At 72.6% G+C, this 24,308-nt stretch carries 19 protein-coding genes; 10 read left to right on the plus strand and 9 right to left on the minus strand.

Annotated elements, in window-relative coordinates; translation table 11 throughout:
- Positions 1–28 precede the first annotated feature (28 nt).
- Positions 29–862 carry a DUF3097 domain-containing protein gene (locus QWJ13_RS07320; protein ID WP_316521361.1) on the plus strand — a complete coding sequence of 278 codons (834 nt, stop codon included), beginning with the start codon at positions 29–31 and terminating at the stop codon, positions 860–862.
- Here QWJ13_RS07320 and QWJ13_RS07325 read toward each other — a convergent pair.
- Genes QWJ13_RS07325 through QWJ13_RS07335 form a run of 3 tightly spaced genes read right to left on the minus strand, consistent with a single transcriptional unit; the run spans position 853 to position 4,661 of the window.
- A complete protein-coding gene (locus QWJ13_RS07325; protein WP_316521363.1) occupies positions 853–1,410 on the minus strand; it encodes a Uma2 family endonuclease in 558 nt (185 codons plus the stop codon). The genes QWJ13_RS07320 and QWJ13_RS07325 overlap by 10 nt on opposite strands.
- A gap of 40 nt (positions 1,411–1,450) precedes the next feature.
- Complete coding sequence (gene hemW / locus QWJ13_RS07330; protein ID WP_316521366.1) at positions 1,451–2,680, minus strand: radical SAM family heme chaperone HemW; 1,230 nt, start codon at positions 2,678–2,680, stop codon at positions 1,451–1,453.
- Between the two features lie 58 nt (positions 2,681–2,738).
- Complete coding sequence (locus QWJ13_RS07335; protein ID WP_316521367.1) at positions 2,739–4,661, minus strand: AMP-dependent synthetase/ligase; 1,923 nt, start codon at positions 4,659–4,661, stop codon at positions 2,739–2,741.
- Between the two features lie 388 nt (positions 4,662–5,049).
- Here QWJ13_RS07335 and QWJ13_RS07340 point away from each other — a divergent pair, with 388 nt between their 5' ends.
- The 4 genes from QWJ13_RS07340 to QWJ13_RS07355 all read left to right on the plus strand — a co-directional run bounded on the left by QWJ13_RS07340 (position 5,050) and on the right by QWJ13_RS07355 (position 11,059).
- Complete coding sequence (locus QWJ13_RS07340) at positions 5,050–6,783, plus strand: ABC transporter ATP-binding protein (protein ID WP_316521368.1); 1,734 nt, start codon at positions 5,050–5,052, stop codon at positions 6,781–6,783.
- A gap of 73 nt (positions 6,784–6,856) precedes the next feature.
- Positions 6,857–8,875 carry an ABC transporter ATP-binding protein gene (locus tag QWJ13_RS07345; RefSeq protein WP_316521370.1) on the plus strand — a complete coding sequence of 673 codons (2,019 nt, stop codon included), beginning with the start codon at positions 6,857–6,859 and terminating at the stop codon, positions 8,873–8,875.
- 98 nt (positions 8,876–8,973) lie between these two features.
- Entirely contained in the window at positions 8,974–9,891 is a 918-nt protein-coding gene (gene sigJ, locus QWJ13_RS07350) for an RNA polymerase sigma factor SigJ (RefSeq protein WP_316521373.1), read from the plus strand.
- Positions 9,892–9,979: 88 nt separating this feature from the next.
- Positions 9,980–11,059 (plus strand): NAD(P)/FAD-dependent oxidoreductase, encoded by a 1,080-nt coding sequence (locus tag QWJ13_RS07355; RefSeq protein WP_316521376.1) that lies wholly within the window; start codon positions 9,980–9,982, stop codon positions 11,057–11,059.
- Positions 11,060–11,190: 131 nt separating this feature from the next.
- On the opposite strand, the gene lepA is transcribed toward QWJ13_RS07355, so the two are convergent.
- Positions 11,191–13,059 carry a translation elongation factor 4 gene (gene lepA, locus QWJ13_RS07360; RefSeq protein WP_316521378.1) on the minus strand — a complete coding sequence of 623 codons (1,869 nt, stop codon included), beginning with the start codon at positions 13,057–13,059 and terminating at the stop codon, positions 11,191–11,193.
- A gap of 189 nt (positions 13,060–13,248) precedes the next feature.
- On the opposite strand from lepA, the gene QWJ13_RS07365 reads away from it, so the two are divergent.
- From QWJ13_RS07365 to QWJ13_RS07380, 4 genes are all read left to right on the plus strand, one after another.
- Positions 13,249–13,590 (plus strand): antibiotic biosynthesis monooxygenase family protein, encoded by a 342-nt coding sequence (locus QWJ13_RS07365; protein WP_316521381.1) that lies wholly within the window; start codon positions 13,249–13,251, stop codon positions 13,588–13,590.
- A 152-nt stretch (positions 13,591–13,742) separates the two neighbouring features.
- Complete coding sequence (locus tag QWJ13_RS07370; RefSeq protein ID WP_316521383.1) at positions 13,743–15,113, plus strand: acyltransferase family protein; 1,371 nt, start codon at positions 13,743–13,745, stop codon at positions 15,111–15,113.
- Positions 15,114–15,275: 162 nt separating this feature from the next.
- Entirely contained in the window at positions 15,276–15,545 is a 270-nt protein-coding gene (gene rpsT / locus QWJ13_RS07375; protein WP_316521387.1) for a 30S ribosomal protein S20, read from the plus strand.
- Between the two features lie 379 nt (positions 15,546–15,924).
- Positions 15,925–16,602, plus strand: coding sequence for a hypothetical protein (locus QWJ13_RS07380; RefSeq protein ID WP_316521390.1), 678 nt, complete (start codon positions 15,925–15,927; stop codon positions 16,600–16,602).
- Between the two features lie 83 nt (positions 16,603–16,685).
- Here the strand turns inward: QWJ13_RS07380 and holA are convergent, their stop codons facing one another.
- Complete coding sequence (gene holA, locus QWJ13_RS07385) at positions 16,686–17,681, minus strand: DNA polymerase III subunit delta (RefSeq protein WP_316521392.1); 996 nt, start codon at positions 17,679–17,681, stop codon at positions 16,686–16,688.
- A gap of 178 nt (positions 17,682–17,859) precedes the next feature.
- Here holA and QWJ13_RS07390 point away from each other — a divergent pair, with 178 nt between their 5' ends.
- Positions 17,860–18,153, plus strand: coding sequence for a hypothetical protein (locus QWJ13_RS07390; protein WP_316521394.1), 294 nt, complete (start codon positions 17,860–17,862; stop codon positions 18,151–18,153).
- Between the two features lie 349 nt (positions 18,154–18,502).
- On the opposite strand, the gene QWJ13_RS07395 is transcribed toward QWJ13_RS07390, so the two are convergent.
- The 4 genes from QWJ13_RS07395 to QWJ13_RS07410 form a co-directional block, all read right to left on the minus strand.
- Positions 18,503–21,130, minus strand: a complete 2,628-nt coding sequence (locus tag QWJ13_RS07395) for a ComEC/Rec2 family competence protein (protein WP_316521397.1) — start codon at positions 21,128–21,130, stop codon at positions 18,503–18,505.
- Positions 21,131–21,202: 72 nt separating this feature from the next.
- A complete protein-coding gene (locus QWJ13_RS07400) occupies positions 21,203–22,156 on the minus strand; it encodes a ComEA family DNA-binding protein (RefSeq protein WP_316521398.1) in 954 nt (317 codons plus the stop codon).
- A 137-nt stretch (positions 22,157–22,293) separates the two neighbouring features.
- Positions 22,294–23,139: a DegV family protein gene (locus QWJ13_RS07405; RefSeq protein WP_316521401.1), complete on the minus strand. Its 846-nt coding sequence runs from the start codon at positions 23,137–23,139 to the stop codon at positions 22,294–22,296.
- A gap of 85 nt (positions 23,140–23,224) precedes the next feature.
- Positions 23,225–24,016, minus strand: coding sequence for a hypothetical protein (locus QWJ13_RS07410; RefSeq protein WP_316521403.1), 792 nt, complete (start codon positions 24,014–24,016; stop codon positions 23,225–23,227).
- Positions 24,017–24,308 lie beyond the last annotated feature (292 nt).

Here is a 24,308-nt window from a genome sequence, read left to right on the forward strand (position 1 = left end):
GCCGTCCGCCGTCCTTATGATCACCCGTATGCGCAGCCGCCCGTATGGACCCGACCTGACCCCGCCGTGGAAGAAGCAGGCCCCGGCCCCGGAGGTGCCCGCCGAGCGGGACCTGGTGGTCGAGGAGGCGGCGACCGGCTTCTGCGGGGCCGTGGTGCGCTGCGAGAAGACCGCCGAGGGGTTCACCGTCACCCTGGAGGACCGCTTCGGCAAGCACCGGGTGTTCCCGCTGGTGCCGCGCGGCTTCCTGCTGGACGGCAAGGCCGTCACCCTGGTCCGCCCGGCGGGCCCGGCCCCCTCCCGCGCCCCGGGCCGTACCGCCTCCGGCTCGACAGCCGTCCCCGGTGCCCGCGCCCGGGTGGCCCGCGAGTCCCGCATCTACGTCGAGGGCCGGCACGACGCGGAGCTGGTCGAGCGGGTCTGGGGCGACGACCTGCGGATCGAGGGCGTGGTCGTCGAGTACCTCCGGGGCATCGACGACCTGCCCGCGATCGTCGCCGACTTCGCCCCCGGCCCCGGCCGGCGCCTCGGCGTCCTGGTCGACCACCTGCTCCCCGGCACCAAGGAGCACCGCATCGCCGCCCAGGTCACCGGCGACTCGGTGCTGGTCGTCGGCCACCCCTACATCGACATCTGGCAGGCCGTGAAGCCGTCGAGCGTGGGCATCCCCGCCTGGCCCGCCGTCCCGAGGGGCGAGGACTGGAAGGAGGGCACCTGCCGCCGCCTGGGCTGGCCGGTGGACACCCCGGCGGCCTGGAAGCACATCCTGTCGAAGGTGAACAGCTACAAGGACCTGGAGCCCGCCCTGCTCGGGAGGGTCGAGGAACTGATCGACTTCACGGCCCTGCCGGGTCAGGAGTAGGTCTTGAACTCCGAGGTGTCGAGCGTGATGTCGAGCAAGTCCAGCGGGATCGACTCGCCGAACTTCGCGGTCCGCTCGACCGCATAGTCCGGCAGCCCGGACGCGGCCGCCCGACTCGGCTCGGTCAGCAGCACACAGACGCCCTTGAGCGGGTCGACGATCAGGTAGGCGGGAATCCGGCCCTGCGCGTAGAGCTCCCGCTTGGTCCGGTAGTCGCGCAGGGCGCTGGTCTTGGAGACGACCTCGACCACCAGCGTGACCGCGAGCGCGGGCAGCAGCCGGCCGCTCTCCTCCGCCGCCCCGCGCTCGAACACGACCAGGTCCGGCTGCGGCTCACTCGCCTCGCGGGGGAAGGCGACATCCTGCGTGGTCAGGGCGTTCCACCGGGCATACGGCGTCTGGTGCTGGATGGCCCGGATGATGAGGTTGTGGACCATGTCCGGCCCGGCCATCATCACGATTTCCCCCCTGATGAGCTCGGCCTTGAAGCCTTCAGGGACCTCCAGGTTCTCGAAGATCCTCGTCACCCGGTCATCGATGGCGGTCACTGCGCGCTCCCTCCGCCGGCTGACACCACGTTAACGACAATCAGTCCACCAGATCACGTACCACCGCGTCGGCCAGGAGGCGGCCCTGGAGGGTGAGGGCGGCGCGGCCACCGGCGTAGGGGGCGGGGGCGAGGAGGCCGTCGGCGAGGGCCCGGGCGGCGGCCTCGCGGCCGGTGTCGGTGAGCAGGTCGAGGGCGACGCCGTCGACCAGGCGCAGTTCGAGGAGGATGCGTTCGACGCGGCGGTCCTCGTCGGCCAGCACCTCGCGGGCCAGGGCCGGGGTGCGGTGCTCCGCCAGGGCCTGGGCGTAGGCGGCGGGGTGCTTGGCGTTCCACCAGCGGACGCCGCCGACGTGGCTGTGGGCGCCGGGGCCGGCGCCCCACCAGTCGGCGCCGGTCCAGTAGAGCTCGTTGTGGCGGCAGCGGCCCTCGGGGGTGGTGGCCCAGTTGGAGACCTCGTACCAGGAGTAGCCGGCGGCGGCGAGCGCCTCCTCGGCGATCAGGTAGCGGTCGGCGTGCACGTCGTCGTCGATCATCGGCAGTTCGCCGCGCTTGACCCGGGCGGCCAGCTTGGTGCCGTCCTCGACGATCAGCGAGTACGCGGAGACGTGGTCGGGCCCGGCGCCGATGGCGGCGTCCAGGGAGGCCCGCCAGTCGTCGTCGGACTCGCCCGGGGTGCCGTAGATGAGGTCGAGGTTGACGTGCTCGAAGCCGGCCGCGCGGGCCTCGGCCACGCAGGCCTCGGGGCGGCCCGGGGTGTGGTGGCGGTCGAGCAGCTGCAGGACGTGCGGGCGGGCGCTCTGCATGCCGAAGGAGATCCGGTTGTAGCCGCCCTCGCGCAGCTCGGCCAGGTACGCCGGGTCGACGGACTCCGGGTTGGCCTCGGTGGTGACCTCGGCGCCCTCGGCGAGCCCGAATTCCTCGCGGATCGCGGCGAGCATCTTCACCAGGTCGCGGGCGGGCAGCAGGGTCGGGGTGCCGCCGCCGAGGAAGACGGTCTCCACCGGGAGGTCCGCACCCCCCAGCACCTTCCGGGCGAGGCGGATCTCGGCGACCACGTTGTCCGCGTACGTCTCCTGCGAGGCGACGGTCCCGGAGGAGCGCAGCTCGGTGGCGGTGTAGGTGTTGAAGTCGCAGTAGCCGCAGCGGCTGGCGCAGTACGGCACGTGCAGGTAGAAGCCGAACGGCCGCGAACCGAGCCCGGCGAGGGCGGGCGCGGGCAGGGAACCGTCGGACGGCACCGGTTCGCCGTCGGGAAGTGCGGAGGGCATGAGCCCATTGTCCCGTACGGCTCGCCCGACCGGGTGAGCCGTACGGGAGCGGGCGGGCTCAGGCCTCGTTGGCGCCCGCGTACATCGCGCTCACCGCGTCCGCGTAGGTCCGCTCGACCACCGGGCGCTTGATCTTCAGGCTGGGCGTGAGCTCGCCGTGCTCGATGTCGAGGTCGCGCGGCAGCAGATGGAACTTCTTGATCGTCTGCCAGCGCTGGAGGCCGCCGTTGACCCGCTTGACGAAGCCCTCGATCAGCTCGTGCACGGCCGGCTCGGCGGCCAGCTCGGCGTAGGACTTGCCGGCCAGGCCGTGCTCGGCGGCCCACGGCAGCAGGACCGCCTCGTCCAGGCCGATCAGCGCGGTGCAGTAGTTGCGGCCGTTGCCGATCACCAGGATGTTGCTGACGAACGGGCAGACCGCCTTGAACTTGCCCTCGACCTCGCTGGGCGCCACGTACTTGCCGCCGGAGGTCTTGAACAGGTCCTTCTTGCGGTCGGTGATCCGCAGGAAGCCGTCCGGGGTCAGCTCGCCGATGTCCTCGGTGTGGAACCAGCCGTCCGGCTCCAGCACCTCGTCGGTCTTCTCCGGCAGGTTGTGGTAGCCGCGCATCACACCCGGGCCGCGCAGCAGGATCTCGCCGTCCTCGGCGATCCGCACCTCGGTGCCGGGCAGCGGGCGGCCCACCGTGCCGATCCGCACGTCCTCCGCACGGTTGACGCAGGAGCCGGCACTGGTCTCGCTCAGGCCGTAGCCCTCCAGGATCGGCACCCCGGCGCCGAGGAAGAAGTAGCCGATCTCCGGGGCGAGCGCGGCGCTGCCGGAGACCGCGCCGCGCAGCCGGCCGCCGAAGGCCGCCCGGATCTTCGCGTACACCAGCTTGTCGGCCAGCGAGTGCTGCGCCCGCAGGCCCAGCGGGGCGGACCCGGTGCCGGTGGCGACCCGGCTCTCCTGGACCACCCGGGCGTGCTCCCGGGCGACCTTGGCCGCCCACATGAAGATCTTGTACTTGGCGCCGCCCTCGGCCCGCGCCTTGCCCGCGATGCCGTTGTAGACCTTCTCGAAGATGCGCGGCGCCGAGGCCATGATGGTCGGCCGGATCACCGGCAGGTTGTGGATGATCCGGTCCACCCGGCCGTCCACCGCCATCACGTGCCCGGTGGCGATCTGCCCCGAGATCAGCGTCTTGCCGAACACGTGCGACAGCGGCAGCCACATGAACTGCACGTCGTCGGGGCCCAGCAGCCCGCTGGACTCCTGCGCCCGGCCCTCGTACGCCCAGCAGTCGTGCACCAGGCGCACGCCCTTGGGGCGGCCGGTGGTGCCGGAGGTGTAGATGAGGGTGGCCAGCTGCTCCTTGCCGAGCCCGTCGACGGTCTTCTCCACCGCGTCCGGGTGCTCCGCCAGGTACCGGGTGCCGCGCTCCTCCAGCTCGGCGAGGGTGAGCAGCTCCAGGCCGCCGGCCTCGGGGGCCTGCGCGGGCGCGTCGAAGAGGATCACGGTGCGCAGGTCGGGCAGCTGCTCAAGCTGCCCGACCGCCTTGGCCAGCTGGGCCTCGTTCTCCGCGAACAGCGCCCGGGAGCCGGAGTCGGAGAGGATGAACCCGGTCTCGTCCGCGTTGGTGCTCGGGTAGACGGTGGTGATCGCGGCGCCCGCGCACATGGCGCCGAGGTCGGCGACGATCCATTCGATCCGGGTCGAGGAGGCCAGGGCGACCCGGTCCTCCGGGTGGATGCCGAGCGACATCAGTCCGGCGGCCACCGCCTTGACCCGGGCCGCGGTCTGCGCCCAGGTGAGCGAGCGCCACTGCTCGGCGCCGGGCGCGCCGTCCGCGGCCTGCTCGTCCACGGGCGAGGGGTAGCGGTAGGCCTCGGCGTTCGGGGTCAGGGCGACCCGCTCCAGGAACAGGTGGGCGACGGAGGCGGGACGACCGGCGACCAGGTCGGGCCTGCCGGAGTCGATCAGGGACTGCGCGGAACTCAACGAGGACCTCCGGTGGCGGGTGGCCGTCTGAGGGATTGTCACGGCAGCCGTGGGGGCGGTCGCCGGGCCCCGGTTCACCGGCGCGATACCGGCCAGTAACAAGAGGGCATCAAGCAGCCTAGGGGGAAACCGGTCATTCCGTAAGGGGGCAACAGACCTACAGCACGCCGCCACCACGAGCGTGCCGGGCACGGTCCGGACCACGGCCGCACCCCTGCCGCGCCCCTGCCGCGCCCGCGCCGCAGCCGCGCCACACCCGCGCCGCACCCGGCCGTTCGGCAAAGGCCCGGCAATACCTCCGGCTCCCCCACCCCCAATGGCCTGTACGACGCTACAGAACACCGAGAATTGGGGTGCGAACCCGACCGGCGACGACAAGAGTGTGCTAGTGCTGATCAGACTGCTGAGGGCGTACCTGCGCCCGTACTCCCGACCGATCACCCTGCTGGTACTGCTCCAGCTGGTGTCCACCCTCGCGGCGCTCTACCTGCCGACGCTCAACGCCGACATCATCGACGACGGCGTGGTCAAGGGCGACACCGGCTACATCCTGCGCCTCGGCGCGGTGATGATCGGCGTGACCGTCGTCCAGGCCCTCTGCTCCATCGGCGCCGTCTTCATCGGCGCCCGCACCGCGATGGCCTTCGGCCGCGACGTCCGCGCCGCCGTCTTCGACCGGGTGCAGAGCTTCTCCGCCCGGGAGGTCGGCCAGTTCGGCGCCCCCTCGCTGATCACCCGCACCACCAACGACGTCCAGCAGGTCCAGATGCTCGCCCTGATGAGCTTCACGCTCATGGTCGCCGCACCGATCATGTGCGTCGGCGGCATCATCATGGCGCTCAACCAGGACGTCCCGCTGTCCGGCCTGCTGCTCGCCGTCATCCCCGCCCTCGGCGTCGTCGTCGTCCTGCTGGTCCGCGCGCTGCGCCCCAAGTTCCGCAGCATGCAGGAACGGATCGACACCGTGAACCGGGTCCTGCGCGAGCAGATCACCGGCATCCGGGTCATCCGCGCCTTCGTCAAGGACGACCACGAGCAGGCCCGCTTCGCCGGCGCCAACGAGGACCTCACCCAGGTCGCCCGCCAGGTCGGCCGGCTGATGTCCATCATGTTCCCCGCCGTCATGCTGGTCGTGAACGTCTCCAGCGTCGCCGTGCTCTGGTTCGGCGCCCACCGCATCGACGGCGGCGCCATGCAGATCGGCGCGCTCACCGCCTTCCTCACCTACCTGATGCAGATCCTGATGAGCGTCATGATGGCCACCTTCATGTTCATGATGGTGCCGCGCGCCGAGGTCTGCGCCGAACGCGTCCAGGAAGTCCTCGGCACCGACAGCAGCGTCGTCCCGCCCACCGCCCCCGTCACCGAGGCCCAGCGGCGCGGCAACCTCGAACTGCGCTCCGTCGACTTCCGCTACCCCGGCGCCGAGGCCTCGGTGCTGCGCGGCATCGACCTCACCGCCCGCCCCGGCGAGACCACCGCCATCATCGGCTCCACCGGCAGCGGCAAGTCCACTCTGCTCGGCCTCGTCCCCCGGCTCTTCGACGCCACCTCCGGCCAGGTCCTGATCGACGGCGTGGACGTCCGCGAACTCGCCCCCGCCGCCATCGCCGAGAACGTCGGCATCGTCCCGCAGAAGCCCTACCTCTTCTCCGGCACCGTCGCCAGCAACCTCCGCTACGGCCGGCCCGACGCCACCGACGAGGAACTCTGGCACGCCCTGGAGATCGCCCAGGCCAAGGAGTTCGTCGAAAAACTGCCCGAAGGCCTGGACGCCCCCATCGCCCAGGGCGGCGGCAACGTCTCCGGCGGCCAACGCCAACGCCTGGCCATCGCCCGGACCCTGGTCCGCAGGCCCGCCGTCTACCTCTTCGACGACTCCTTCTCCGCGCTCGACTACGCCACCGACGCCAAGCTCCGCAAAGCCCTGGCCCGCGAGACCTCCGACGCCACCGTCCTGATCGTCGCCCAGCGCGTGTCCACCATCCGCGACGCCGACCGGATCATCGTCCTCGACGAGGGCGCCGTCGTCGGCACCGGAACCCACCACGAGCTGATGGCCGACAATCCGACGTACCGGGAGATCGTGCTCTCCCAGCTCACCGAGCAGGAGGCAGCGTGAACGAGCGAAGCGAGCGAACCATCAAGAGGTGCGCGCGGGCGAACACCCCTGCCGAGCGCGGCGAGGTGGGCGCATGACCAGCCCCGGAAAGCCCGCGCCGAGCGGTTCCAAGCCCGACCTGAAGAAGCCCGACCTGCCCAGCGACTCGCAGGCCGCCGCCGCCCGCCGCGGCCCGGCCGGCCCCGGCCGCTTCGCGGGCGGCCAGGGCGCCGAGAAGTCCATGGACTTCAAGGGCTCCGGCAAGCGCGTCCTCGGCCTGCTGCGCCCCGAACGCAACACCCTGATCGGCGTCCTCGCCCTCGGCGTGCTCGGCATCGGCTGCGCCGTCATCGGCCCCAAGATCCTCGGCAACGCCACCGACCTGATCTTCGCCGGCGTCATCGGCGCCCGCTTCCCGGCCGGCACCACCAAGGACCAGGTCATCGACGGGCTGCGCGCCCACGGCGAGGGCGGCGTCGCCGACGTCCTCTCCGCCGTCCACTTCACCCCCGGCCAGGGCATGGACTTCGGCGCCATCGGCACCGTCCTGCTCTGGGTGCTCGGCGTCTACGTCGCCTCCGCCGTCTTCGGCATCTTCCAGGGCCGACTGGCCACCAAGGCCGTCCAGGCCGCCGGCTACCGGCTGCGCCAGGACGTCGAGGCCAAGCTCGCCCGACTGCCGCTCAGCTACTTCGACAAGCAGCCCCGCGGCGAGGTGCTCAGCCGCGTCACCAACGACATCGACAACATCGGCCAGTCCATGCAGCAGACCATGGGACAGGTCGTCAACTCGCTGCTCACCGTGGTCGGCGTGCTCGCGATGATGTTCTGGATCTCCCCGATCCTCGCCGCCATCGCGCTCGTCTCGGTGCCCGTCTCGGTGGTCGTCGCCGCCAAGGTCGGCAAGCGGGCCCAGCCCCAGTTCGTCCAGCAGTGGAAGTCCACCGGCCAACTCAACGCCCACATCGAGGAGATGTACACCGGCCACACCCTGGTCAAGGTGTTCGGCCGCCAGCACGAGGCCGCCGAGACCTTCCGCGAGCACAACGACGCGCTCTACCAGGCCAGTTTCCGGGCCCAGTTCATCTCCGGCATCATCCAGCCCGCGATGATGCTGATCGGCAACCTCCAGTACGTGCTGGTCGCCGTCGTCGGCGGCCTGCGGGTCGCCAGCGGCGCGCTGTCCATCGGCGACGTCCAGGCGTTCATCCAGTACTCCCGGCAGTTCAGCCAGCCGCTCACCCAGGTCGCCAGCATGGCCAACCTGCTCCAGTCCGGCGTCGCCTCCGCCGAGCGCGTCTTCGAACTGCTCGACGCCCCCGAGCAGAGCCCCGAACCCGCCATGCCCGAACGGCCCGACGTGGTGCGCGGCCGGGTCGCCTTCCAGGACGTGTCCTTCCGCTACGACCCCGACAAGCCGCTCATCGAGGACCTCTCCCTCAAGGTCGAACCCGGCCAGACCGTCGCCATCGTCGGCCCCACCGGCGCCGGCAAGACCACCATGGTCAACCTGCTGATGCGGTTCTACGAGATCAGCTCCGGACGGATCACCCTCGACGGCGTCGACATCGCCGCGATGTCCCGCGAGGAACTGCGCTCCGGCATCGGCATGGTGCTCCAGGACACCTGGCTGTTCGGCGGCAGCATCGCCGACAACATCGCCTACGGCGCCGAGTCGGCCACCCGCGAACAGGTCGTCGAGGCCGCCAAGGCCGCCCACGTCGACCGCTTCGTGCGCACCCTGCCGGACGGCTACGACACCGTCATCGACGACGAGGGCACCGGCGTCAGCGCCGGAGAGAAGCAGCTGATCACCATCGCCCGGGCGTTCCTCGCCCAGCCGTCCATCCTGGTCCTGGACGAGGCGACCAGCTCCGTCGACACCCGCACCGAGGTGCTGATCCAGCGGGCCATGGCCCGGCTGCGCACCGGCCGCACCAGCTTCGTGATCGCCCACCGGCTCTCCACCATCCGGGACGCCGACGTGATCCTGGTGATGGAGAACGGCTCGATCGTCGAACAGGGCTCGCACGACGACCTGATCGCCGCCGACGGCGCCTACGCCCGGCTCTACCAGGCGCAGTTCGCCGAGGCCGCGGTCGAGGTGGACTGACCGTGCGTCAGGCGAAGGGCCGGGGCACGGACTTGCCGCCCCGGCCCTTCGCGTTCCCGGCCCTTCGCTTCGGCACCCCCGCGCGCTACCTTGGGCCGGTGATCGACGACCAGGAGCCGCACGCGCCGGGCGCCCCCGACGCCTTCGAGGCGAACCGCCGCTACCTCGGATCGGTCGCCTACCGGCTGCTCGGCTCCTTCACCGACGCCGAGGACGTCCTCCAGGACGCCTGGCTGCGCTGGCAGGCCGCCGACCGCACCACCGTCGCCGACCCACGCGCCTTCCTCACCACCGTCGTCACCCGGCTCTGCTACGACCAGCTGGGCTCCGCCCGCGCCCGCCGCGAGGCCTACTACGGCGAGTGGCTGCCCGAACCGTCCGTCTCCTACGCCGACGGCCCCGACTCCCCCGCCGAACTGGCCGAACGCGGCGAGTCCGTCTCCCTCGCCCTGCTCACCGTCCTCGAACAGCTCACCCCCGCCGAACGGGCCGCCTTCGTCCTGCACGACGTCTTCGCGGTCGACTTCGAGGAGATCGGCACCTCCCTGGAGCGCACCCCCGACGCCGCCCGCCAGCTCGCCTCCAGGGCTCGCCGCCGGATCAGGGCCGGCGGCCGGCACCCCGGCGACACCGACCCGGGCGCGCACCGCCGGGCGGTCGAGGCCTTCGCCGCCGCCAGCACCCGCGGCGACATCCTGGCCCTGATGGACGTCCTCGACCCGGACGTCGCCTGGCACGCCGACGGCGGCGGCATCGTCCGCGCCGCCGCCCGCACGGTCCACGGCGCCGACCGGGTGGCCCGCCTGGTGGCCGGCATGGTCGCCAAGTGGTTCACCCCCGACGCGGCCATCGCCACCGCCGCCGTCAACGGCGAACCCGGACTGCTCTGGTACGACCGGACCACCGGCACCGTCCACGGCGTCTTCGCCTTCACCGTCACCGACGGCAGGATCACCGCAGCGTACGTCGTGGTGAACCCCGAGAAGCTCGCCCGGATCCACCCGCTCCCGGTGTGACGCGGCTCACCGTCACACCCCGACCGGCCACGTCGTCCCCTTCCCGAACAGCGCTCCACCGGAGCGCCCTCGCGAGGAGGCGGACGAGATGAGCAGCACCACCACCGGACAGCGGATCGTCGTACTGGGCGCCGGATACGCCGGGCTCACCGCGGCCAAGGGCGCCGGGCGGCGGCACACCGTCACCCTGGTCGCCCCCGAGGCGCGGATCCTGCACCGCATCCGCCAGCACGAGACCGCCGCCGGCCACGGCCGCGACTGGCCCACCATCGGCGACCTCACCCGCGGCCGCCGGATCACCCACCGCCGGGCCAAAGCCGTCGGGATCGACCCGGCCGCCCGCACGGTCCGACTGGACGACGGCACCACCCTGGCATACGACACCCTGGTCCACGCCCTCGGCAGCCGCACCGCCTGGCACGGCGTCCCCGGCGCCGAACAGCACGCCTACTCGGCCGAACGCGCCGACGAACTGCGCCGCCGGCTCGACGCGCCCGGCCGGCCCGACACCCTGGCCGTGGTCGGCGGCGGCGCCACCGGCATCGAACTGGCCACCGAACTCGCCGAGGCCCACCCCGGGCTGCGGGTGCGGATCGTCGCCTCCGGCCTGGTCGGCGGCGTCTACTCGGACCAGGGCCGCACCCACGTCCGGCGCGTCCTCGACCGGCTCGGCGTGACCGTCCACGAGCACGCCACCGTCACCGAGGTCACCCCCGACGGGCTGCGCACCACCGCCGGCCCGATCGAGGCCGGCCTCACCGTCTGGGCCGCCTCGCTGGAGCCGCACCCGCTGGCCGCCGAGGCCGGACTGGCCGTGGACGAACGCGGCCGGGCCCTGGTCGACGACCACCTGCGCTCGGTCTCCCACCCGGACGTCCACGTGATCGGCGACGCCGCCGCCGTCACCGTCCCGGGCGTCGGCACCCTGCGGATGGGCTGCGCCACCGCCCTGCCGCAGGGCCAGTACCTCGCCAAGCTGCTGGACGGGCGCACCACGGGACCGTTCGCCTTCCGCTACCTGGTGCAGTGCGTGAGCCTCGGCCGGCGGGACGGGCTGCTCCAGGTCGTCCGCCCGGACGACTCGATGCGGCCCACCGTGCTCACCGGCACCGCGGGACGCCTGGCCAAGGCGGCGATCTGCGCCGTGGTCCTCAAGAGCCTGAGGTAGGGCCGAGGGACTGAGGCAGGTAGGGCCGAGGGTCCGGAGCAGGGCCCCGAGGGCACCCCCGGACATGCGGAAGGGCCCGGGCGGCTGTCGCTGCCCGGGCCCCTCCTGCGGTCACGGACCGCCTGCCGCCGTTACTTCTTCTCCTTCGGCGGCTCGGCGTCGGTGGACAGCGCGGCGATGAAGGCCTCCTGCGGGACCTCCACGCGGCCGACCATCTTCATCCGCTTCTTGCCTTCCTTCTGCTTCTCCAGCAGCTTCCGCTTACGGGAGATGTCACCGCCGTAGCACTTGGCGAGGACGTCCTTGCGGATCGCGCGGACCGTCTCACGGGCGATCACCCGGGAGCCGATGGCCGCCTGGATCGGCACCTCGAACTGCTGGCGCGGGATGAGCTTCTGGAGCTTGCCCGCCATCATCACGCCGTAGTTGTAGGCCTTGTCCTTGTGGACGATCGCGGAGAAGGCGTCCACCGCGTCGCCGTGCAGCAGGATGTCGACCTTCACCAGCTGGGCGGACTGCTCGCCGATGGGCTCGTAGTCCAGCGAGGCGTAGCCGCGGGTCTTGGACTTCAGCTGGTCGAAGAAGTCGAAGACGATCTCCGCGAGCGGCAGGGTGTAGCGCAGCTCGACCCGGTCCTCGGACAGGTAGTCCATGCCCTGGAGGTTGCCGCGGCGGGACTGGCAGAGCTCCATGATCGCGCCGACGAACTCGTTGGGCGCCAGGATGGTGCCGCGCACGACCGGCTCGAACACCTCGGCGATCTTGCCGGTGGGGAACTCGCTCGGGTTGGTGACGGTGTGCTCGGTGCCGTCCTCCATGACCACCCGGTAGACCACGTTGGGGGCGGTGGAGATCAGGTCGAGGTTGAACTCGCGCTCCAGGCGCTCCCGGATGATCTCCAGGTGCAGCAGGCCGAGGAAGCCACAGCGGTAGCCGAAGCCGAGCGCGACCGAGGTCTCCGGCTCGTACACCAGGGCGGCGTCGTTGAGCCGCAGCTTGTCCAGGGCGTCGCGCAGCAGCGGGTAGTCCGAGCCGTCCAGCGGGTAGAGGCCGGAGAACACCATCGGACGCGGGTCCTTGTAGCCGCCCAGCGGCTCGGTGGCACCCTTGTGCATCGAGGTGATGGTGTCACCGACCCTGGACTGCCGGACGTCCTTCACACCGGTGATGATGTAGCCCACCTCGCCGACGCCGAGGCCGTCGGCGACCTTCGGCTCGGGCGAGATGACGCCGATCTCCAGCAGCTCGTGGGTGGCGCCGGTGGACATCATCGAGATCCGCTCGCGCTTGGTGAGCTGGCCGTCCACCACTCGGACGTAGGTGACCACGCCGCGGTAGGAGTCGTACACCGAGTCGAAGATCATCGCGCGGGCCGGGGCGTCCTTGACGCCGACCGGGGCCGGGATGGTGTTGACGATGTGGTCCAGCAGGTCCTCGACGCCCAGACCGGTCTTGGCGCTGACCTGGAGCACGTCGCTCGGGTCGCAGCCGATGATGTGGGCGATCTCGGCCGCGTACTTCTCCGGCTGGGCGGCCGGGAGGTCGATCTTGTTGAGGACCGGGACGATCGTGAGGTCGTTCTCCAGCGCCAGGTACAGGTTGGCGAGGGTCTGCGCCTCGATGCCCTGGGCCGCGTCGACCACCAGGATGGTGCCCTCGCACGCGGCGAGGGAGCGGGACACCTCGTACGTGAAGTCCACGTGGCCCGGGGTGTCGATCATGTTGAGGATGTGCGTCGTCCCGGCTTCCGGACCGGTCTTCGGCGCCCACGGGAGGCGGACCGCCTGCGACTTGATGGTGATGCCGCGCTCACGCTCGATGTCCATGCGGTCGAGGTACTGAGCACGCATCTGCCGGGGGTCGACCACGCCGGTGATCTGGAGCATCCGGTCTGCGAGCGTCGACTTGCCGTGGTCGATGTGGGCGATGATGCAGAAGTTGCGGATCAGCGCCGGGTCGGTACGGCTGGGCTCTGGCACATTGCTGGGGGTCGCGGGCACCTTGGTCCGATTCTCCGTTGGTCCGGGGCCGGGGGTGTCCGGGTCATCGCTGACCGGTTTCCCGGAGACCGGACAGTCTCGTCCGATCGAAATAGTTCCTCCCATCCTCCCACGACCGCGGACCGGGCTGCCGTTCGGGCACCGCCCATGCCTTCCCCTCCCCGCCCCCGGACGGCAGGATGGCCTCCCATGGTCCTCGAAAACGCCCTGCTCGACGTCCTGCCCGGCCGGGAGGACGAGTTCCTCGCCGCCTTCGCCGAAGCCCGCCCACTGATCACCGTCCAACGCGGCTTCCGCTCGCTGCGGCTGCGGCGCTGCCTGGACGAGGGCCGCGGCTCGCGCTTCCTCCTCCAGGTGGAGTGGGACACCCTCGCCGACCACACCGAGGGCTTCCGCCGCTCCCCGGAGTACCGGCGCTGGCGTGAGCTGCTGCACCACTTCTACCGGCCGTTCCCGGAGGTCGAGCACTACGGCGAGGCGCTGATCGAGACGCTGATCGAGACGCCGGTCGAGACGCCGGTCGAGGCGTAGCGGCGCCCGGACGGACTCCTCGTGGCCACGTCCGGGCTCACACGAGGCCACCCGGTCATACGATCCGTAAGCTAACCTGCCCAGCCGTGAAACGCATCGAACTGAGCCGCGTACCCCGCGGAGCCCGGACAAGACAGCAGGGCAAGGCCGAAGTGGCCCCGGCACGGCTCGGCTGGCTCGACGCGCTGCGCGGCCTCGCCGCCCTCGCCGTGGCACTGCACCACTTCGGACTGCGGTTCTTCGTCCCGCACGGCGAGGCACTGACCCACCGCTTCGACCTCGGCCTGTTCGGGGTGATGCTGTTCTTCCTGGTCAGCGGCTACATCGTGCCCGCCTCCCTGGAACGCCGGGGCGACATGCAGGCGTTCTGGGTCGGCCGGGTGTTCCGGATCTACCCGGCGCTCATCGTGGGATTCGTCGCCGCGCTGGTGATCCTGCCGCCGGGACACAACCAGATGATCGACCCCGCCGTGTTCGATCACCCGCTGCTCTCACTGGGAGCCAACGGGCTGCTGCTCCAGGACCTGCTGGGCGTGCCGAACGCCATCAGCATCATGTGGAGCCTCACCTACGAGATGGTCTTCTACTACTTCGTGTCCGCCCTCTTCGTGCTCCGCAAGCACCGGCAGAGCGGGCCGATCGCGGTGGGCTTCGCGACCTGCGCGGTGCTGCTCGGCGGCGTGCTCACCCCGGCGAGCCTGGCCCGGCAGGGCCTGTCGACCCAGAACCTGATCCTGGCCGCCGGCCTGGTGGTGGCCATGGGCCTGTTCTGCGCCGTCAGCGGCAACCCGCAGCTCACCCGCACCGGGGCCCTGCTGCTCGGCGCGCTCGGGTTCGTGCTGACGTTCGGCAGCAGCCGGTCCGCCATGTTCGAGACGCTGATGATCTTCGCGACCATGTTCGCCGGAACCGTCGTCTACCGCGCGGAGCACGGCCAGATCGACCGCCTTCAGGCCTACGCCTACTGCGGCTTCGTCTTCCTCGCCGGGGTGTTCGGCGGGCGGATGTACAACCACGGGGACGCGCTGTGGCGGACCTGGACCACCAGCTGGATGGCGTGGTCCTTCGCCTACGCCGGGGCCTGGATCGTGCTCGTCCTGGGGATGGCGCTCAGGAAGCGGCGGTTCCCGAAGGCGCTCACCTGGCTGGGCACCGTCAGCTACTCGGTGTACCTGCTGCACTGGCTGGTCATCGACGGCATGGACTGGCTCTACGGCATGCCCTGGCTCTTCCAGGGGGCGCCGGCGCCGAAGTCGACCAAGTTCGAGATCGTCTTCACCCTGACGTTCCTGGCCGCCACGCTCGTGGCCGGCTACCTGATGTACCGACTGGTCGAGGTGCCGTTCCAGAAACTCGGACGGCGGTTCCTGGCCTGGCTCAAGCGCCGCACCGGCGGCCCGGCCGACGCCCGCGGGGCCGGCGCCCCGCTCCCCGCCCAGGCCGCCCCGGCGATCGCCGCCCCCGTCGCCCCTGCCGTCCCCGTCGCCCCCGCCGTCCCCGGCCCCGTACCGCCGGGTCACTGAGACGGCCGGTTTGGGACGGGCGCGCGGCCCCTGGTAGCGTGGGGTGCTGCACCCGGCATCGGCATGCCCTCTCAGCAGGTCCGATCGCCGCCTGGTGCCAACCTTCCCCCAGCCTCCGGCCGGGGGTGCCCCCGTAATCTTTAGACAGACTGAGGCTCCTTCGTGGCGAACATCAAGTCCCAGATCAAGCGCAACAAGACCAACGAGAAGGCGCGCCTGCGCAACAAGGCCGTCAAGTCCTCGCTGAAGACCGCTCTGCGCAAGGCCCGTGAGGCCGCTGCCGCCGGCGAGACCGAGAAGGCCGTCGTGCTGGCCCGCGCCGCCTCCAAGGCGCTGGACAAGGCCGTGAGCAAGGGCGTCATCCACGCCAACCAGGCCGCCAACAAGAAGTCGGCCATCACCAAGCGCGTCAACGTGGCCGCCCAGGCCTGACGCCCCGGGGGCCACACGGCCCCCACCGCTTCGGGACGACCCGGCCCTCTACCCGGACCCCCGAGGCGCGCGAGACTCGCACCGCACGCGGCCTGCGTTCGCCACGCGGGTGCGGTGTACGAAGCAGTACGGCAGGCGTCGCAGTCGGCCTCCTCCCCGGAGACCACTGCGGCGCCTGTCGCGTTCCACGGTCCGGCCGCTATGGTCGGTCGGGTCCGACGCGGCGTGGGGAGCGCCCCGACGCCAGGCCCAGGGGGGACTTTCCATGACGATGCCACCGCCGCCACCGGCTTCCGGGCCGGGGTACGGCTTCCCGCAGCAGCCGGGGATGCCGGGGCCCGGCCAGGGTATGCCGGGGTTCGGGCCGCCCGGTCCGCCTTTGCCTCCGGCGGTCGGCGCGCCCGGCGCCTCCAAGCAGGCCAAGGGCAACCTGCGCCGCAACGCCGTCTGGGCCTTCGTCGGCGCCCTGACCGTCTCGGCCGGCTGGACCGCCGCCGTGCTGCTCGTCCCCGGCATGGTCAGCAGCAGCTCCTCGCCGCGCGGCCTGAACGGCTACCACCTCTCGGACGACTTCTGCGTCACCGGGAAGCCCACCAAGCTCCTCCAGACGTACTCCGTCTCGGACAGCTCCGCGCCGACCCACCACACCGACCGGTTCTCCGCGCTGGACAGCATGAACTGCTCGATGTCGCTCAAGCGCACCGGCGGCAACAGCGACAGCGAGTACGCCAACGTCTACATGCGCGCCGACCTGCACAAGGCCGTCAACCCGGCGCCCGAGCTGGAGGCCAACAAGGAGCTCTACCGGGCGCGCGGCTACCAGGTCACCGACATCCCGGGGATCGGCGACAAGGCGTACTTCCTGTACAAGGACGACGGCTCGGACCAGTACCACAGCATCTACGCCGAGCTGGACATCCTCGACGGCGGGATGACGTACTACATCAACTACACGGCCAGCTACAGCGCGGGGAAGAGCAAGCCGCCGTCCAAGGACGAGTTGCGCAGCACCCTCCAGTCCGACGGCCAGGACGCCGTCCGGGCGATGAAGAAGTAGGCCCGGCGCCCTTCCGGGGCATTGGGCCGCTCCGTGTCGCCGGGGGCCGTCAGTACGCCGGGGCCGTCAGTACGCCGGGGCCGTCAGTACGCCGGGCGGGACCCGGCTCGGGCGGCCCGGGCGACGGCGACCACCGCGCGCTCCAGGGCGAAAGCCGGGTCGTCCGAGCCGCCCTTGACGGCGGCGTCGGCCTGGGCGATCGCGGTCAGCGCGGTCGCCACCCCGTCGCCCGTCCAGCCGCGCATCTGCTGACGGACCCGGTCGACCTTCCACGGCGGCATGCCCAGCTCACGGGCCAGGTCCCCGGGGCGCATGTTCCGGGCACTCGCCAGCCGCCCGATGCTGCGCACCCCGGAGGCCAGCGCGTAGGTGATGCCGGTCGGCGGCTGGCCGACGGCCAGCGCCCAGCGCAACCGCTCCAGCGCCTCCGCGGCGCGGCCGGTGACCGCCAGGTCGGCCACCTCGAAGCCGGTCGCCTCGGCCCGGCCGCTGTAGTAGCGGGCCACCACCGTCTCGTCGATCGCCCCCTCGACATCCGAGGTCAGCTGGCCGCACGCGGCCGCCAGCTCGCGCAGGTCGCTGCCGAGCGCGTCCAACAGCGCCTGACAGGCCTCCGGGGTCGCGGAGCGGCCCAGGGTGCGGAACTCGCCCTTGACGAAGGCCAGCCGCTCGCTCGCCTTGGCCAGCTTGGCGCAGGCCACCTCGCGCCCGCCGGCCTTGCGCCCGGCGTCCAGCAGGCCCTTGCCCTTGGCGCCGCCGGCGTGCACCAGCACCATGATCACTTCCTCGGCCGGTGCCTCGATGTACGCCTTGACCTCCTTCACCGACTCGGCGGAGAGGTCCTGCGCGGCCCGGACCACGATCACCTTGCGCTCGGCGAACAGCGACGGCGTGGTCAGCTCGGCCAGGCTTCCGGGCTGCAGGCCGCCGGGCGGCAGATCCCGCACATCGGTGTCCGGGTCCACCGCCTTCGCCGCCGCCACCACCTGGGCGACCGCGCGGTCCAGCAGCAGCTCCTCCTGGCCGACCGCGAGGGTCAGCGGGGCGAGCAGGTCGTCGGGTGCACTCTTCCTGGCCATCGCGTACCAGCATCCCACGGGTGGCGGACACTCCCGGCCTCCCGGCCTCCCGGCCTCCCGGCCTCCCGGTGTCCCGGCGTCCCGGCCTCCCGGCCTCCCGGCGTCCCGGCCTCCCGGTGTCCCGGTGTCCCGGTGTCCCGGCCGATGGAGCGGGCGGCCCGGCCTGGACAATGGCCGGGTGACCGAGAACCACACCACCGACCTCCCGGACGTCGACGACCCGTACGCCCGGCAGCTGCTCGTCCTGCCCGACCGTGACACCGCCGAGGAAGCCGCCGAGGAACTCGCCGCCGCCCAGCCCGACCTCGGCGAGCTCGAAGTCGTCCGCGACGCCCTCGCGGGCGAGGACGACGCCGAGGACGCCCAGTGGCTCGTCGTCGCCGAACCCCCGGAGACCGGGTGGACCCCGGCCCTGCTGCACGCCCTCGACACCCTCGTCTCCGGCTACGACGGCTGGCGCGAGGAAGCCTGAGGCCACGCCCGGCCTTGTCTGAAGCCCGGGTCCAGGCCCCTCCGGCCTGTCGTGGTGCTCTGCCTCTTGCCTGTACGGGGTGCGGGCTTCTTCGCGGCGCGCTCCGGGCCGGGCCCGGAGCGGGCCGCAACCGCCTTCCCTGGCCTCCTCGCCAGGCCCTGCGGCACGTCGATGTGGGCTATCCGGGCCACCCTTCTCCCGGAGCTTGTGGCACCGGCGCGCTCCGGGCTTGCCCGGAGCGCGCCGGAACGTTTCTGCTGGCCCCGCGCCCGCACCTCTCCACTCCTCCCACAACCCCCTACCCCTTTCCCTGCCCCACGTGGTTGGTGGGAGGAGGAGAGCACGGGGATCACACGGGCGGGGCCCGCGGGGAGGCTGGGGTCTGCTCGGGGAGGGCTTCGCGGGTTGAGTGGGCGGGGCGGACGGGGCGGGCATGGTGGGCGTGATGGGCGGGCTGCGGGTGGACGGCCACGCCGAGGGTGGCCTGGGAGTCGCCCGTCACCGCGATGTCCCCTTCCCGGTCGGTGCGCAGCACGGTGGCCCCGAGTGCGCGCAGGTGGTCGACCGTCCTCGGGGACGGGTGCCCGTAGGCGTTGCCCTCACCGCAGGAGATGAGGGCCAGCCGGGGCCGCAGGGCTCCGGCCAAGTCCCAGTCCTGATGGGCCGATCCGTGATGCGCCACCTTCAGGACGTCCACCCTCGCCACCCGGCCCAACAGTGCCGACTGGGCCTGCGGTTCGAGATCTCCGAGCAGTGCCATCCGTAGTCCTCCTGCCAGTGACACCATCAATGCGACGCTTGCGTTGTTCGGGCCGGGCGCTTCCACGGCCGCACCGGGAACGGGCCACACCACGTCCCACGCCAACTCCACTCCGGCTGAACGTCGTTCACCCCGGCCGGCTCTGATCAACGGGACGCCGGCACCTGCGGCCCAGCCCGCCACCCTGGCCGCCTCACCCGGGGGGTCGTCCAGCGTGGTGCCCTCGATCGCCCCGACCCTCCGGCCCCGCAGCACTCCCGGCACGCCCTCGACATGGTCGGCGTGGAAGTGCGTCAGCAGCAGTAAGGGAACCGATGTGATGCCGAGGTCGCGCAGACACCTGTCCGCGGCGTTCGGATCCGGCCCGGCATCGATCACCACCGCGCTGCCCGGGGCCCCCGTCGCCAGGGCCAGCATGTCCCCCTGCCCGATGTCGCACATCACCAGTCGCCACCCCGGCGGTGGCCAGCCGGTGGCGATCCGGGTGAGCTGCGGTGGGCGCAGCAGCACGGCCAGCAGGACTGCCGTCAGCACCCCCGCCACCAGGGCCCGCGTCCAATGGCGCCGCACGGGTGCCGGGCCTCCCGGCGCGGCCCGTCGGGGCAGTAGGAGCGGCGCCGCCCAGCAGGCTGCCAGGACAGCCAGTGCGACCGTCACCGTCCCGAACCACCCTCCTGGCCACGCCAGTTGACCGCCGGGCACTTCGGCGCCGCGTCGCGCCACCAGGGCGAGCCAGCCGGCCGGGGCTCCGGCCGGCTCCGCGAGCAGGCGGGCCAGAGCCGGGAGGAGCGGATGCAGGGCGAGCACCCCGAAGCCGAGCAGCGTCGCCGGCGCCACCGCCAGCTCGGCCAGCAGGTTGCAGGGGATGCCGACCAGGCTGATGTGCCCGGACAGCACCACCGTCACCGGTGCGCACAGCGCCTGGGCGGCCGCCGTGGCCGCGAGGGCGCCCGCCAGGTGGTGTGGCCAGCGGCGGACCCGCAGGGCTTCGGCCCAGTGCGGACCGAGGACGAGCAGCCCGGCGGTGGCGAGCACCGAGAGCAGGAAGCCGAACGAGCGTGCCAGGAACGGATCCAGCAGGACCAGCACCAGGACCGCTCCGGCGAGTGCCGGCACCGCCCGGCGGGGACGGCCGGTGGCCAGGGCAAGCATGCCGATGAGCCCCGTCCCGGCGGCCCGCAGCACGCTGGGTTCGGGCCGGCAGACGGTGACGAAGGCCAGTGTCAGCGCGGTGCCGAGCAGCGCGCCGGTGCGCAGCGACAGCCCCAGTACCGCCGCCAGTCCGCGACGCTCCGGGGTGCCGGCCTGCCCGGGCGCGCCCAGCAGCGCGCCGAGGACGATCGCCAGGTTGGCCCCGCTGACCGCCACCAGGTGAACGAGGTCGGTGGCCCGGAAGGCGTCGTCGAGGTCGTCGGGCAGTCGCGAGGTGTCGCCGACGACCAGCCCGGGGAGCAGTCCGCGCGCATCCGCCGGAAGTCCGTCGGTAGCCGTGCGCAGGCCTTCGCGCAGCCGGCCGGCGATCCGCTGCGGCAGGCTCGGCGGAGCCAGTTGCCGGGGCAGGCCGTGGACGATCAGCAGTGCGGCGGACTCGGTGTCGTGGCCCTCCCCCGCCGGCCGCACCTCGGCCTCCGCGGCCACCTTCTGGGACGGGAGTAGCCGTTGCCAGGGCTCGCTCTCCGTTCCCCTGGCCATCACGGTCACCGGCGTACGAGTACGGGTGGTCCGCCTGTCCGGGAGCGGGGTGACGCGGTCGGCCACCGCGTCCACGGTGACGAGCGTCTGCCCGCCGACGGTGCCGCCCCGGGAGAGGTGGGCCTTCGGGTCTCCCGTGACGGTCAGCTCCACCTCCACCACCGGGGAGGCCGCACCCGGTTCGGCGGCGGCGGACGCCCGGACGAGGTCCGGCAGCGGCCCCCGGTGGAGGTCGGCGGTGTGCAGCGGGGTGGCGATCGCGGCCGCCGCACCGGTGAGCAGGACGGCGGCCAGTGTCGCCGCGGACCCGCGTCGGCGCAGGACGCCCGGCCGGGTGAGCAGCAGGATGCCCGCGAACGCGGCGACGACCGCCGCGGTGAGGACGAGGGCCCCGTACCCCGGCTCCGAGCGCAGGAGTACCGCCGAGACCGCCCAGGCCGAGGCGGCGGGCAGCAGCAGGCGGAAGTCGGCGCCCGGGGGGCGGGGCGGAGCGGTCGAAGCGGCCGGCGCGGTGGCGACGGACATGGCGGTGCCTCCTTTCGAAGGCCGGTGCAGCGAACAGGGGACCCGGCGGATAGGAACAGCGGCGGTGGATGGTCAGAGGGTGAGCAGCGGACGGAGCTCCGCGTATGTGCGGGCACCGATGCCGCTGACCTGCCGAAGCTGGTCGAGGGAGCGGAAGGAGCCGTGCGAGGTGCGGTAGGCGAGGATGCGCTGGGCGAGCGTGGGGCCGACGCCGGGAAGGGCGTCGAGCTGTTCGAGCGTGGCCCGGTTGAGACTGACGGGTGGTCGGGGTGCGGCCGGGCCCGGAGGTCCGTTCCCGCTGCCGACGGCCGGGGCGAGGGCGGGTGCCTGTTCGCCGACCAGGATCTGCTCGCCGTCCGTCAGGAGGCGGGCCAGGTTGAGGTTCCTGGTGTCCGTCTCCGGTAGTGGACCGCCCGCCGCCCGCAGGGCGTCGGCCACCCGGGAGCCGCCGGGCAGGGTGTGCAGGCCCGGGAGGTGGACCCGCCCGCCGATGTCCACCACGACGGCCGCCACGACCCCGGGGGCGGCTTCGGTACCGACGCCGGGCCCGGCTCTGGAGGCGGCGGCGTCGGCAGGAACGGACGGGTCGGCCTGCGCCGGTGCCGCGACCGCCGCCAGCGCGGGCACGGCGACAGTCTCCGGCCGGGCCAGCCAGAAGTGCTGCACGGCGTAGCCGACCGCGAACAGCAGCAGGATGGTCAGGCCGGCCACCGCGCGCCGGTCGAGCGCCAGAGCCGAGGCGAACGAGGGGAGGGAGGTGGCTCTCGAACGCACGGCTTCGTCGGGATCATCCGCACCACCCACGGTCGGCAGCGGCGGCGGCGCGGCCGGCGGCGACCCGGTGGCAGGCACCGGCCGCTCGCCCACCGGCGGCGAGGCGGCCCCTGGCAAGCCCTCACCCGAGTCACCCGAGCCGCCCGAGCCGCCCGACGGCTCGTCATCCGTCGGCAGCAGCGCGGCCATCCGCAGCCGCACCGTCTCGTTGATCGCGTGGCGCTTCGCCGCGCCCAGGCCCATGGTCGTCATGCCGAGGACGGTAGGAGTCCTCCGGCGATCGCGCGGAAATCGACGAAACCCTGTGGATAACCCGGGGGTTGTGGACAAAAAGCGTCACTCACACGAGCGAGCAAGACCGCGCCGAGTTGACCACCACCCGCCTCCCCTCAGCGCGGCGCGACCACCACGGCGAGCAGTCCCGGTCCGACGTGCGCGCCGATCACCGCCCCCACTTCGCCGACGTACAGCTCCCGCAGCCCCGGCACCCGCGCCCGCAGCCGCTCCGCGAGCGGTTCCGCCCGCTCCTCGGCCGCCAGGTGGTGCACGGTGATGTCGACCTCCCGCTCCCCCGACCGCTCGACCGCGATCTCCTCCAACCGCGCGATCGCCCGCGAGGCCGTCCGCACCTTCTCCAGCGGCTCGATCCGCCCACCGTCCAGGTGCAGCAGCGGCTTGACCGCCAGCGCCGAGCCGAGCAGCGCCCGCGCCGCCCCGATCCGGCCGCCGCGGCGCAGGTGCTCCAGGGTGTCGACGTAGAAGAACCCGCTGGTCCCGGACGCCCGTCGGCCCGCCGCCTCGGCCGCCTCCGCCAGGCCCTGCCCGGCCGCGATCGCCTCGGCCGCCGCCAGCACCCCGTACCCGAGCGCCATGCCGACCAGTCGGCTGTCCACCACCCGAACCGGTACGGGTGCATCGGCGGCGGCCAGCCGGGCGGCCTCGACGGTGCCGGACAGTTCGCCGGAGATGTGCACCGAGACGATCCCCGCGGCCCCGGCCTCGGCGGCCGCCCGGTAGGTGGCGGCGAAGGTCTCCGGGTTCGGCCGGGAGGTGGTCACGCGCTGCTTGCCGCGCAGCGCCTCGGCGACGTCCTTCGGGAAGATCTCGACGCCCTCGCTCAGGACCGAGTCACCGACCGCGACGCTCAGCGGGACCACCGTGATCCCGTGCCGGTCGAGGGCCTCCTGCGGCAGATAGGCCGTGGAATCGGTGACAAGTGCGAGGTCGGAGGGCATGAGCCGGAGGTTACCCCCCGTCGGTCCGGGAGGACAGCGCCCGCTCCCGTGCCCGGTCCGAAGGCCCCGCGGCGGGTCGGCGGGCTCAGCCGGCCGAGGGTCCGGCCGAGGGCTCGGCGGACGGCTTGCGCAGCCGCTGCGCCAACTTGGCCAGCGGATCGGCCAGCCCGAGCAGCTCCTCCGCGCTCGGCCGCCCCTTCCCGTCGGTCAGCCCGGCCCGGGCCGCACCCCCACCCGTGCCGGCCGAGCCCGAGGCACCCGTCCAACCCCCAGAACCGGGAGACCCGGCGGCACGCGAAGAACCCGAGGAACCCGAGGCCCCCGCCCCGTCCCAGTGCCGCAGCGCCCCCGCCTCGCTCTCGCACTCCTGGCTCAGCCGGCTCAGCTCGTCGTCCGCGAACCGGTGTGCCCGGTCCTGCGCCGCCCAGCGCATGGTCTCCGCCGCGTGCGTGATCCGCTCCGCCCGCTCCCGCAGCTCCGGCAGCTTGGCGGCGATCCGCGCGGTGTCCGGCTCGCGCTCCAGCATCCGCAGCTCGCCGTCGAGCTCGGCGGCGTGCGCGTCGAGCCGGTTCAGCAGGGCGAGCGCCTCGCCGAGCTGGCCGTCCTGCCCGACGCCGCCCTCCAGCACCTGCCGGGTGCCGTCGAGGGAGGTCCGCAGGCCCAGCCGGACGGCGGCGATCTGCGCGGGCGGGCCGACCTGGGTGTACTTCTTCGCCTTGAGCGTGGCGGTCTCCACGGCGCGCCGGGCGCTGGCCTCGGTCTTCTCGATCTTCGCGCCGACGGCCTTGACGGCCTTGACCGTGCCGACCACGGCCAGGACCATCACCGCGACTCCGAAGAGCAGGGCCAGACCGATCATCACGCCGAACACGTCCATCGCGCGCCACCTTCCGCCGCCGTTCCGGCCCCACCGGGCCCAACGCGGGCCGCATCACCGAGAGTTCCACGGTAGCCGTCCGACCCGGCCCGAGGCAGGCCGGAGCGGTCCCGGCGGGCGGAGATCAGGGTCAGATCCGGGATCTCCCCGAGGGACCTGGATCACCGCGGACCTCGCAGGACAACGGACGCAACATCCCTCAAAGACACCGGACGCAACACCCCTCACAGGCCGCCCGGAACGTTCCTCACAGCGCCGCCCGGAACGCCGAACGGGCGGCCGCCCCGAAGGA

The organism is Kitasatospora brasiliensis, from assembly GCF_032654805.1.
Lineage (GTDB): Bacteria > Actinomycetota > Actinomycetes > Streptomycetales > Streptomycetaceae > Kitasatospora > Kitasatospora brasiliensis.